Origin of the sequence: Sphingobium quisquiliarum P25 (assembly GCF_000445065.1) — a bacterium.
Taxonomy (GTDB): Bacteria; Pseudomonadota; Alphaproteobacteria; order Sphingomonadales; family Sphingomonadaceae; genus Sphingobium; species Sphingobium quisquiliarum.
This window is the reverse complement of the sequence record NZ_ATHO01000159.1, coordinates 32,869-43,665: the sequence shown is the minus strand read 5'-3', so window position 1 is coordinate 43,665 and position 10,797 is coordinate 32,869. Positions and strand designations below refer to the sequence as shown.

At 66.3% G+C, this 10,797-nt stretch carries 11 protein-coding genes; 8 read left to right on the top strand and 3 right to left on the bottom strand.

Features of this window, described 5'->3' with window-relative positions:
* On the bottom strand, positions 1-454 hold a 454-nt coding region (locus tag L288_RS39675; protein WP_021239741.1), incomplete at its 3' end, for a tRNA (adenosine(37)-N6)-dimethylallyltransferase.
* On the opposite strand from L288_RS39675, the gene serB reads away from it, so the two are divergent.
* The 3 genes from serB (at position 453) to L288_RS39660 (ending at position 3,308) form a co-directional block, all read left to right on the top strand.
* A complete protein-coding gene (serB, locus tag L288_RS39670) occupies positions 453-1,331 on the top strand; it encodes a phosphoserine phosphatase SerB (protein WP_021239740.1) in 879 nt (292 codons plus the stop codon). The genes L288_RS39675 and serB overlap by 2 nt on opposite strands.
* 154 nt (positions 1,332-1,485) lie before the next feature.
* Positions 1,486-1,746: a hypothetical protein gene (locus tag L288_RS39665; RefSeq protein WP_021239739.1), complete on the top strand. Its 261-nt coding sequence runs from the start codon at positions 1,486-1,488 to the stop codon at positions 1,744-1,746.
* 71 nt (positions 1,747-1,817) lie between these two features.
* A complete protein-coding gene (locus L288_RS39660; protein WP_456242880.1) occupies positions 1,818-3,308 on the top strand; it encodes a L,D-transpeptidase family protein in 1,491 nt (496 codons plus the stop codon).
* Positions 3,309-3,317: 9 nt separating this feature from the next.
* On the opposite strand, the gene ruvX is transcribed toward L288_RS39660, so the two are convergent.
* Positions 3,318-3,794: a Holliday junction resolvase RuvX gene (gene ruvX / locus L288_RS39655; protein ID WP_021239737.1), complete on the bottom strand. Its 477-nt coding sequence runs from the start codon at positions 3,792-3,794 to the stop codon at positions 3,318-3,320.
* Entirely contained in the window at positions 3,791-4,909 is a 1,119-nt protein-coding gene (locus tag L288_RS39650; protein WP_030540495.1) for a DUF3089 domain-containing protein, read from the bottom strand. Before L288_RS39650 ends, ruvX begins: the two co-directional genes overlap by 4 nt.
* A 125-nt stretch (positions 4,910-5,034) precedes the next feature.
* On the opposite strand from L288_RS39650, the gene gatC reads away from it, so the two are divergent.
* From gatC to L288_RS39625, 5 genes are all read left to right on the top strand, one after another.
* Positions 5,035-5,322, top strand: a complete 288-nt coding sequence (gene gatC, locus L288_RS39645) for an Asp-tRNA(Asn)/Glu-tRNA(Gln) amidotransferase subunit GatC (RefSeq protein WP_021239735.1) — start codon at positions 5,035-5,037, stop codon at positions 5,320-5,322.
* Between the two features lie 117 nt (positions 5,323-5,439).
* Positions 5,440-6,924 (top strand): Asp-tRNA(Asn)/Glu-tRNA(Gln) amidotransferase subunit GatA, encoded by a 1,485-nt coding sequence (gene gatA, locus L288_RS39640; RefSeq protein WP_021239734.1) that lies wholly within the window; start codon positions 5,440-5,442, stop codon positions 6,922-6,924.
* Positions 6,925-7,020: 96 nt separating this feature from the next.
* Entirely contained in the window at positions 7,021-8,523 is a 1,503-nt protein-coding gene (gene gatB / locus L288_RS39635; RefSeq protein ID WP_021239733.1) for an Asp-tRNA(Asn)/Glu-tRNA(Gln) amidotransferase subunit GatB, read from the top strand.
* A gap of 108 nt (positions 8,524-8,631) precedes the next feature.
* Entirely contained in the window at positions 8,632-9,483 is an 852-nt protein-coding gene (locus L288_RS39630) for a hypothetical protein (protein WP_408020643.1), read from the top strand.
* 96 nt (positions 9,484-9,579) lie between these two features.
* On the top strand, positions 9,580-10,782 hold the full coding sequence (locus tag L288_RS39625) for a serine hydrolase domain-containing protein (RefSeq protein ID WP_021239731.1): 1,203 nt from the start codon (positions 9,580-9,582) through the stop codon (positions 10,780-10,782).
* Positions 10,783-10,797 lie beyond the last annotated feature (15 nt).

The window sequence follows — 10,797 nt, the reverse complement described above, 5'->3', positions numbered from 1 at the left end:
CCTCGATGGCCAGCGCCGCATGCGCCTGCGCCACGGGCAGGGCGCGAACGGCGGCGCGGATGGCGGGGTCTATGTCCGGCACGGGCGCGATCCCGTCCAGCAGCGTGCGGAGGTAAAGGCCGGTGCCGCCGGCCAATATGGGCAGCCGCCCTTCTTCATGCGCCCTGCGCACTTCGGCGCGCGCCTCGCTGGCCCAGCGGGCGGCGGTGCAGGCCTCCGCTCCATCGATATGTCCGAACAGGCGGTGGGGGACATCCGCCATCTCCTCCGGCGAGGGGCGGGCGGACAGGATGCGCAGGTCGGCATAGACCTGGCTGGCGTCGGCATTGATGACGACGCCGTTCGCCGCCCGCGCCAGCGCAATGGCGAGCGCGCTCTTGCCGCTGGCGGTAGGTCCGGCAATAAGCGCGACGCGCGGGCGGGATTCGCCCTTATCTGTTTCGGGAGTGTCCATGTTCGTCGCGACCTTAGTGGCAAGTGCGGCCTTGAGTCAGGGGGATATTGAGGAAGCCGTCGCGCGGCTATCCACCGCTGGCTGCGCGCCGGTGGACAGCCGGTGGCTGGACGAGGGCAAGGCGGCGGACATCTTCTTCGGCAGCGATCCGGTGACGGCGCGCGCGGCGCTGACGGACATCGGCGGCAAGGTGGACGTGATCGTGCAGCCTGCCGAAGGGCGCGAGAAGAAGCTGCTGATCGCCGACATGGATTCCACCATGATCACGGTGGAATGCATCGACGAGCTGGCCGATTATGCCGGGATCAAGCCGCAGATCGCCGAGATCACCGAACGGGCGATGCGCGGGGAACTGGATTTCGCAGGCGCGCTGCATGAGCGCGTCGCCCTGCTCAAGGGGCTGGAGGATGCGGCGATCGACCGGTGCCGGACGGAGCGGGTCAGGATCATGCCGGGCGCAAGGGCGCTGGTCCGCACGATGAAGGCGCGGGGGGCACGGACATTGCTGGTGTCGGGCGGCTTTACCCGCTTCACCGGGCCGGTGGCCGAAGAGATCGGCTTCGACAGCGCGGTCGCCAATGTGCTGGACATCGCCGATGGGACGCTGGCGGGCACGGTCGCCTTGCCGATCGTCGATGCGGCGCGGAAGCTGGCGGAACTGGAGCAGGCGATAGCGGGCGGCATCGACCGGGCGCTCACCCTGGCGGTGGGTGACGGGGCGAACGACATTCCGATGATCCAGGGCGCGGGGCTGGGCGTCGCCTATCATGCCAAGCCCAAAACGCGGGAAGCCGCGCATGCGGAGATTGTGCACGGCGACCTGTCCGTGCTGCTTTATGCGCAGGGGATTGCTTCGGCGGACTGGGCCGAAGGCTAGGCGGCCGCAATCCATCGCGCATAGGCAACGGTCCATCGTCATTGCGATCGGGTAATGGCTTCCAAAGCGCGGGTTGATCGTTGCACTTGCGCTGCGATTGGCAGTGTCCATGTTCTAACCGGCGCGCGGTCCTCGTGTCGCCAAGGGAGAGGGTATGAAAATCAGGCTATTGGCTCTTCTCGGCGGCACGGCACTCGCCCTGAGCGCGTGCGCGTCGACAAGGGATGAACCCATCGCGCCCGCGCCGCCGGTCGGCCCCGGCGCGATCGCAGGCACCGTCGCCGCGGATCGCAATGGCGACGGCATTGTCGATGGCTATTATTCGGCCGACGGCATGTATCATGAGGTGCAGGGTCCGCCTTGCCCGCCGCCGCCTCCGCCCCCGCCGCCGAGCCGGTCTGGAGAACGCGGCTGACACATTTGATATCAGGGGCGCGGCTGTCCTGCCGCGCCCGCCTGTTTCGGCATTTCCTTATACCGGGACTGTTGGCTGCCGGGCTTGTCCCGGTTTCCGCCATGGCGCAGCCGGTGGCGGGGCAGGACGCGGCGCAGTCGACCATCGGGGCGGAAATCCGCGCGTCGGCCGGGGGGAAGCTGCGCGACTTCTACGGTCCGCGCGGCTATTGGCCGCTATGGGTCGACGGCAACAGGCTTGGCGCGCAGGCGGACGCCTTGCTGGCGCTGGTCAGGACGGCCCGGCTCGATGGCCTCAACCCCAAGGATTATGATCCACGCGGCCTGGAGCGCGCCATGGAGGATGCGAATGGCAGCCATGGCGACCCGCGCTTGCTCGCCCGCGCCGACATCGCCCTGTCCAAGGCCTTTGCCGAACTGGTCAAGGACATGCGGCGGCCGTCCAGGCGGGTGAAGATGCGCTATCTCGACCCGGAGGTGGAGCCGAAGGACGAGGAGCCCGCCGATATCCTGCGCGCCGCCGCCGTGGCGTCGTCATTCCCCGACTATGTGGCCAATGCGGAGTGGATGAGCCCCTTCTACATGAAGCTGCGCGCCGCAAGAGCAAGTTTCGCCAAGCGCTGGGCTGACCTGCCCGCTGTCGCCATTCCCGCTGACGTCAAGCTGCGTCCCGGAGGGAAGGGGCAGGGTGTATCCATGCTGCGCCGCCGCCTCGGCCTGCCGGACGGGAGCAGCTATGACAAGGCGCTCGCCGCCAAGGTTCGCGCCTTTCAGGCGGATCATGGCCTCAAGGCCGATGGCGTCGCGGGCGCGCAGACGATCGAGGCGCTGAACCGCGGACCGGACTGGTACGACCGCAAGCTGACCCTGAACCTTGACCGGGCGCGGCTGCTGCCGGGGCCGTGGGTGCGGCATGTGGTGGTGGACGCCGCTTCCGCGCGCCTCTGGTACTATAGCAAGGGGCGGCAGGACGGCACGATGAAGGTCGTGGCGGGCGCGAAGGAAAGCCAGACGCCGATGATGGCGGGCATGGTGCGCTATGCGACGCTCAACCCCTATTGGAACGTGCCGTCCGATCTGGTGGAGCGCAAGCTTGCCCCCCGCATCCTCGACGGCGCGTCGCTCAGCCGCCTGAACTATGAGGCGCTGACCGACTGGAGCGCGAACGCCCGGCCGCTCAGCCAGTCGGAGATAGACTGGCAGGCGGTCGCCGACGGGCGGCAGCAGTTGAGGGTGCGGCAACTGCCGGGCGGTTCCAACGCCATGGGGAAGGTGAAGTTCATGTTTCCCAACGACCTTGGCATCTATCTGCACGATACGCCCTCGCGCGATTTGCTGGCGAAGCCCGCGCGCCATTTCAGCAATGGCTGCGTCCGGCTGGAGGATGCGCAGCGCCTTGGCCGCTGGTTCTTCGGCAAGCCGCTCAAGCCGGAAAGCGACGAGCCCGAACAGCATGTGCCGCTGCCCCAGCCAGTGCCGGTCTATCTTACTTACCTGACAGCGGCGCCGGGCGGAGACGGCGTGCAGTTCCTGCCCGATGTCTATGACCGGGACGGAGGATAGGCGGCGGCTTCAGAACCCGGCCATCAGCCCGTCTATCGCGCCCTGCAAAATGTAGCTGGCGGCGAGCTTGTCGACCAGTTCCCCGCGCCGCGCACGGCTGGCGTCCGCCTCCAGCAGGGTGCGCGTGACCGCCTGGGTCGACCAGCGTTCGTCCCACAGCAGGATCGGCAGGCCAAGGTCGGCCATGTTGCGGGCGAAGGCGCGGTTCGCCTGGCAGCGCGGGCTTTCGCTGCCGTCCAGATTCAGCGGCAGGCCGATGACCAGCCCCCTGACCTGCTGCTGTTCGATGAAGGCGGCCAGCGCGACCTTGTCCTTGCTGAACTTGCCGCGCGCGACCGTGTGCGCCGGGCTGGCGATCGACCAGCCCGCATCGCACAGCGCCAGCCCGATCGTCTTCGTGCCCACATCCATGCCCAGCAGGCGGCCGCCCTGCGGCAAAGCGTCACGAAAAGCCGTGCGGTCGGCGGTCAGCAGGGTCTGCGTCATGATTTCAGGAACGTCGCCAGCCGCTGCCGCGCGTCTTCGCGCACATCGCCCCAGAACAGGCTGTAGTCATAGACATGGTAGTTATTGCCCGGCAACGTAAACGGCCCCATGTCGATGGGCTCCCCGATCATCAGCACGCCGCTGGTGTCGCAGCGCGCTGGCACGATGCCGGTCAGCAGGCGCGGCGGCCTGGCGTCGTCGCGGCTGTCCAGCGTTCCCCGGTTGGCGCTGGCCGGGGCCGACCCGTTGAACGCGCCGGTGATGGGATTGGTGCACAGCATATGCGTGCCCTTGCGCGGCCGGCCGGTATAGCCGTTGCGGCGCTCGAACGTTTCGATGATGGGGGACGGGTCGGCGGGCTCGGCATAGCTTTGCCAGCTCACCAGGCAATGCGCCTGATCGCGCCGCGCGCAGGCGGGCAGGCCCAGCGCCGGAAGGTCAGCCTCCACCGACACCGGCCAGCCGACCGCATAGACCGCCGCGATCCGTTCCGCCACGGGCTTTCCCGCAACCTGTTCGCGCAGAAGTTGCAACAGGTGGCGCGACCCCTGGCTGTGCCCCGCCAGGATCAGCGGCCCTTCGGGATTGGCCTTGAGGAAGGCGGCGAACGCCTGCGCCACGTCGCGATAGGCGGCGGCGAGCGCCTGATCGCCCGCCTGATCGCGGGTCAGGAATGCGCCATAATTGGCCTGACGGTAACGCGGCACCCAAATGTCGCCCACCGCGTTGAAGGCGCTTGCCTGACCCTGCACGAAGCGCCGCGCGGTGTTGAGCGCGTCCTTGTCGTCCAGCCGCATGTTCCAATGCGCGCCGCCGAAGGTGGTGATGTAGGATGTGGGGTGAATGAAGAAGACCGCCGCCTTTTTCGCCACCGGCGCGTCCTTCAACCCCTGCGGCGTCCACAGGGCGGGATTGCCCTTGCGAATGTCGGGCCGGGCGATCCACATGCCGGGATCGTCATAGGCATTGGGCGCAAGCGGCCGCAGCGGCGTGAAGGCTTCGCGCGGGACCATCACCGCGCGGATCAGTTGCATGCCCCAGATGCGGTAGACCAGCAATGCCGCGAGGACCAGCACGATCAGGCCGGCGACGACATACAGGAATTTGCGGGCCACGGGGCTGCTCTCCGTCACGATGCGGGGCTGCGCGCCCCCGCTGCGCGGGCGCATGTCTGGCGCAGGCGCAAGCGGGGCGCAAGTGCGGACTTGAAGCAAGCGTGAGCGGATGGTAGCGGCGGCCCATGTCGATAGACCTTCAGACCGTGAAAAAGATCGCCAGCCTCTCGCGCATTTCGGTGACCGACGCCGAAGCCGAAGCGATGGTGCCCGAACTCAACAACATCCTTGGCTGGGTGGAGCAATTGGGTGAGGTGGACGTGACCGGCGTCGACCCGATGACCGCCGTCATCCCCAACAAACTGCGCCTGCGCGACGATGTTGTGACCGATGGCGATGTCCGCGACAAGGTGCTGGCGAACGCGCCGCAGGCCGAACATGGCTTCTTCGCGGTGCCCAAGGTGATTGAGTGATGGCGCGCCATCCGTTCGCCCGGAGCTTGTCGAGGGGCACGGCCGGCCAGCGGGAGGCCACTTCGCTCCGCTCAGTGATGGGCTTCGACTTCGCTCAGCCCGAACGGGAATTTAATCGTGACTGATCTTACTGACCTCACAGTTGCCGAAATTCGCGACGGCTTCCGCGCCGGGGACTTTTCCGCGCGCGAGGTGGCGGAGGCGTTCAATGCCAATGTCGCGTCCGCCAAGGCGCTGAACGCCTTCATCGTCGAGACGCCGGAAAAGGCGCTGGCCGCCGCCGATGCAGCCGACAAGGCGAAGGCTGCGGGCGAGGCGTTGAAGCCGCTGTCGGGCGTGCCGATCGGCATGAAGGACCTGTTCTGCACCGAAGGCGTGCAGACCACCGCCGCCAGCCACATGCTGGAAGGGTTCAAGCCGACCTATGAATCCACGGTGTCGAAGAAGCTGTGGGATGCGGGGGCGGGGATGCTGGGGAAGCTGAACCTTGACCAGTTCGCCATGGGATCGTCCAACGAGACGAGCTATTTCGGCAATGTGATCTCCCCCTGGCGGCGGGGCGGCGGCGACAATGCGGCGCTCGCGCCGGGCGGCTCCTCTGGCGGTTCCTCCGCGGCGATCGCGGCGCGGCTCTGCCCGGCGGCGACCGGGACGGATACGGGCGGCTCCATCCGCCAGCCCGCCGCCTTTACCGGCATCAGCGGGATCAAGCCAACCTATGGCCGCTGCTCTCGCTGGGGCATCGTGGCGTTCGCCTCCTCGCTCGATCAGGCCGGGCCGATGGCGCGGACGGTGCGCGACAATGCGATCCTGCTGGAAACCATGGCGGGCTTCGACCCCAGGGATTCGACCTCGCTGGACCTGCCGGTGCCGCAGTGGGAAGCCAATCTTTCGAGCGATCTCAAGGGCAAGACGGTGGGCATTCCCAGGGAATATCGCCCCGATGGCCTGAACGCCGAAATCGCGGCGCTGTGGGATCGCGGGATCGAGTGGCTGAAGGATGCGGGGGCGCAGGTGGTGGAGGTTTCTTTGCCGCATACCAAATATGCGCTGCCGACCTATTATATCATCGCGCCTGCCGAGGCTTCGTCCAACCTCGCCCGCTATGACGGCGTGCGCTATGGGCAGCGCGAGCTTCCCGATGGGGCGGGTCTCCAGGATATGTATGCCGCGACCCGCGCCGCCGGTTTCGGGCCGGAGGTCAAGCGCCGCATCATGATCGGCACCTATGTGCTGTCGGCGGGATTCTACGATGCTTATTATACGCAGGCGCAGAAGGTCCGCACCCTGATCGCGCGCGATTTTGAGCAGGCGTTTGAGAAGTGCGACCTGCTGCTGACGCCGACTGCGCCGAGCGCCTCCTTCGCACTGGGCGAGAAGCAGGCCGATCCGCTGGCCATGTATCTGAACGACATTTTCACCGTGCCCGCGTCGCTTGCCGGTCTGCCCGCCATGGCGGTGCCGGGCGGGCTGGACTCGCAAGGTTTGCCGCTGGGCCTCCAGATCATCGGCAAGGCGCTGGACGAGCAAGGCGTGCTGAATGCCGGGCTTGCCATCGAGGAGCGGGCTGGCTTCACGGCGCGGCCGGAGAAGTGGTGGTAAAACGAACCGTGCTCCGGCGAGGCCGGAGCCCAGGGCCGCTTGGCTCTGCACTCACCCCGGGTTCCTGCCTTCGCGGGAACACTTGAGGACAAGAAGATGACTGAATCAACCTATCGCATTCAGGGCGCAACCGGCGAGTGGGAGGTCGTGATCGGCCTGGAGGTCCATGCGCAGGTGACGAGCCAGGCGAAGCTCTTTTCCGGCGCGGCTACGGCTTTCGGCGCAGAGCCGAACACGCAGGTCAGCCTAGTCGATGCGGCCATGCCCGGCATGCTGCCCGTGCCCAACCGCGAGTGCATCCGTCAGGCGGTGCGCACCGGCATGGCGATCAACGCGAAGATCAACAAATGGTCACGCTTCGATCGCAAGAACTACTTCTACGCCGATCTGCCGCAGGGCTATCAGATCAGCCAGCTTTACCATCCGCTGGTGGGCGAGGGGGAGATCGAGATCAATCTCGACGAGAAGAACCCCGATGCCGCGACCAAGCGGATCGGTATCGAGCGCATCCATGTCGAGCAGGATGCGGGCAAGCTGATGCATGACCAGCACCCGACCCGCTCTTATGTCGACCTCAACCGTTCGGGCGTGGCGCTGATGGAGATCGTGTCGAAGCCGGACATGCGTTCTCCCGCCGAAGCAGGGGCGTATCTGTCGAAGCTGCGGACGATCCTGCGCTATGTGGGATCGTGCGACGGCAATATGGACCAGGGTTCGATGCGCGCGGATGTCAATGTGTCGGTCCGCAAGCCGGGGCATGAGTTCGGCACGCGCACCGAGACGAAGAACGTCAATTCCGTCCGCTTCGTCATGGCGGTGGTCGAATATGAGGCCAACCGCCAGGTCGATGTACTGGAGGCGGGCGGCACCATCGTGCAGGAAACGCGCCTCTACGACCCGGACAAGAATGAAACGCGCTCCATGCGGTCGAAGGAGGATGCGCATGATTACCGCTACTTCCCCGATCCCGACCTGCTGCCGCTGGAGCTGGACGACGTGTTTCTGGAGGAATGCCGCCAGTCGCTTCCCGAACTGCCCGACGCCAAGCGCCGCCGCTATGAGGAGCAGCTTGGCCTTTCCGCCTATAATGCCGCGACGCTGACGGCCGACGCCGATACGGCTCGCTGGTTCGAAGCGCTGCTGGCCGAAGGCGCGCGCATCCAGAAAAAGAGCGAGGGCGAGGTCGCGAAGGCGTCGGCCAACTGGCTGCTGTCCGAACTTTATGGCGCGCTCAACCGGCTGGGCAAAAGCCTTGAAGACAGCCCGGTCGGTCCTGAAGAGGGCGCTGAACTGCTGGCGCTCGTCGCGGACGGCACGATCAGCGGCACCATCGCCAAGCAGGTGTTCGAGATCATGCTCGAAACCGGCGAGCGCGCGCCCGCGATCGTCGAGGAAAAGGGGCTCAAGCAGACCAGCGACACCGGCGCGATCGAAGCCGCCGTGGCCAAGGTGCTGGCTGACAATGGCGACAAGGTGGAACAGTATAAGGCGGGCAAGGAGGCGCTGTTCGGCTTCTTCGTCGGTCAGACGATGAAGGCCATGCAGGGCAAGGCCAATCCCCAGGTCGTCAACGAACTGATCCGCAAGGCGCTTGCCTGAATCGGGGCGCGCTGTCTAAGTCCTTGCCGTGAGGCCGGATGTGGGGGCATGTCCGGCAACAGGGGGGACAAGATGACGCTGTGGAGGGCAACGGCGGCGCTCGCGCTGATGGGCGCGTGCGCGCTGCCTGCGGATGTGCGGGCGGAGACGCTGACCAACGACATGGTGGTGGCGCTGGTCCAGGCGGGACTGGGCGAGGAAGCGGTCATCGCCAAGATCAAGGCTTCGGCGGCCCATTATGCGCTTTCGACCGATGATCTGATCCTGTTGAAAAAGAATGGCGTCACCGGCCCGGTCATCGCCGCCATGATCGAGGCCGGGGCCACCGGCTCCGTATCGTCGAAGGCCGCTTTTTCGGCGGACTCGCCCGATCCGCTGGTGCCGCATCCTTCGGGCATCTACATGCTGATGGACTGGCTGCCTCAGCCCAAGATGGCGCGGATCGACCCCACGACATCGAACCAGAGCAAGACCGGCGGCATATTGGGCTATGCCTTCACCGGCGGCATCGCCTCGCTCAGCATCAAGGCGGTCATTCCCAACACCAGCGCCAGGGCCCGCACGCAGCGGCCGCGCCCTACCTTCTATTTCTACTTCGATGAAGCGACGCGCGGCCTGTCTCAGACGGGCGCGCCTTCGCTCTGGCTGGCGGGGCCCGCGACGGCCATCACCTCGCCCAACGAGTTTTCGCTGATCCGCTTCGACGTGAAGAAGGACCGGCGGGAAACGCGGGTGGGCAGCATGAACCTGGCGGGAGCCAAGGCGGGCGTGATGGACAAGGACCGCATCGCCTTCGACTATGAGCAGGTGACGCCCGGCGTGTTCAAGGTGACGCCAACGGCGGACCTTCCTGCCGGAGAATATGGCTTCCTCTATTCCGTCAGCGCGGGCACGGGGCCGGGCATGTGGGGCAGCGGCACGGGGTCGGCCCGCATCTTCGACTTCGCGGTCCAGCCGTAAGGCGCGGCCATCCGGTCCGGTCATTTCGCCTGGCCCATATGGACATGGCCGCCATTTGCCTGTTCTAGCTGCGGGACGGAATAGGCCGGAGGCAGCATGCAGGCGAAGACATGGACAGATGAAGCAGCCGCGCAGGCGGCGGGCATGGACGCCGCGCGGCTGCATGCCCTGGCTGACGGCCTGCACCAGAACTATGTCGCGTCCGGCAAGCTGCCGCATCTGCGCCTGCTGATATCGCGCGATGAAAAGCCGCTTTTGAACCATGTCAGCGGCGCCGCGCGCGCCACGGGCGAGCCGCTGCGCAATGATGCGCTGTTCCGCATCGCCTCCATGACGAAGCCCGTCACCTCGGCCGCCTTCATGATGCTGGTGGAGCAGGGGCTGGTGGCGCTTCAAGACCCGGTGACCGATGTGCTGCCGGAATTTTCCGCCCTGACCGTCGGCATGGACCGCCAGCCCTTGCGGCGGCCGATGCGGATGATCGACCTGCTGCGTCACACCTCCGGCCTTACCTATGGGCTTCAGCGGCAGACGCCGATCGACGCCCTCTATCGCGAACAGGGTCTGGACGAGTTCCACCAGAAGCGAGGACCGGGCGAGTTCATCGAAGCCGTCGCCCGCCTGCCGCTGGAGTTCTCGCCGGGCGAACGCTGGAATTACTCCATCTCGACCGATGTGCTCGGCGTCATAGTGGAACGGCTGAGCGGCACGGATCTGGGCAGCTTCCTTGCCGATCGCATCTTCGCGCCCTTGGACATGACGGACACATTCTTCCGGCTGCCCGATGACCGGGCCGGCCGCATGACCGATGCGTGGCAGCTTGGCAGCGACGGGCGGCTGTCGCTCTACGAACGGGGGGAGCGCAGCAGCTGGCGGCGCAACCTGCGCCTCCGGTCGGGGGGCGGGGGCCTGCTGTCGACGGCGGAGGATTATCATCGCTTCGCCCTGATGCTGCTGCGCGGCGGGGAACTGGACGGCGTCCGGCTGCTGCGCCCCGAAACCATAGCGATGATGCACGCCAATCAACTGCCCGGCGGCGCTGACCTTGCCAGCCTGTCCTCATCCATGTTCAGCGAGGCCGATTATGCCGATGTCGGCTTTGGGCTGGGCTTTGCGACCGACCTTGTCACGCAGGAATTTTTCTGGGGCGGGGTCTTTTCCACCTTCTTCTTCGTTCACCCCCGCGAACGGATAATCGGCCTGTTGATGACCCAGCATTTTCCATCCAACGTCTACCCTCTCCGCCGCGCCTTTCGCGACGGCATCAAGGCCGCGATCCTGAAAGGGTATGCGGGATAGTGCGCGATCATGCTG

Bases quoted from the DNA above. Each gene is read 5' to 3' on its own strand.
- serB (WP_021239740.1), top strand. From the start codon at position 453: ATGTTCGTCGCGACCTTAGTGGCAAGTGCGGCCTTGAGTCAGGGGGAT.
- L288_RS39665 (WP_021239739.1), top strand. From the start codon at position 1,486: ATGAAAATCAGGCTATTGGCTCTTCTCGGCGGCACGGCACTCGCCCTG.
- ruvX (WP_021239737.1), bottom strand. From the start codon at position 3,794: ATGACGCAGACCCTGCTGACCGCCGACCGCACGGCTTTTCGTGACGCT.
- gatC (WP_021239735.1), top strand. From the start codon at position 5,035: ATGTCGATAGACCTTCAGACCGTGAAAAAGATCGCCAGCCTCTCGCGC.
- gatB (WP_021239733.1), top strand. From the start codon at position 7,021: ATGACTGAATCAACCTATCGCATTCAGGGCGCAACCGGCGAGTGGGAG.
- L288_RS39630 (WP_408020643.1), top strand. From the start codon at position 8,632: ATGGGCGCGTGCGCGCTGCCTGCGGATGTGCGGGCGGAGACGCTGACC.
- L288_RS39625 (WP_021239731.1), top strand. From the start codon at position 9,580: ATGCAGGCGAAGACATGGACAGATGAAGCAGCCGCGCAGGCGGCGGGC.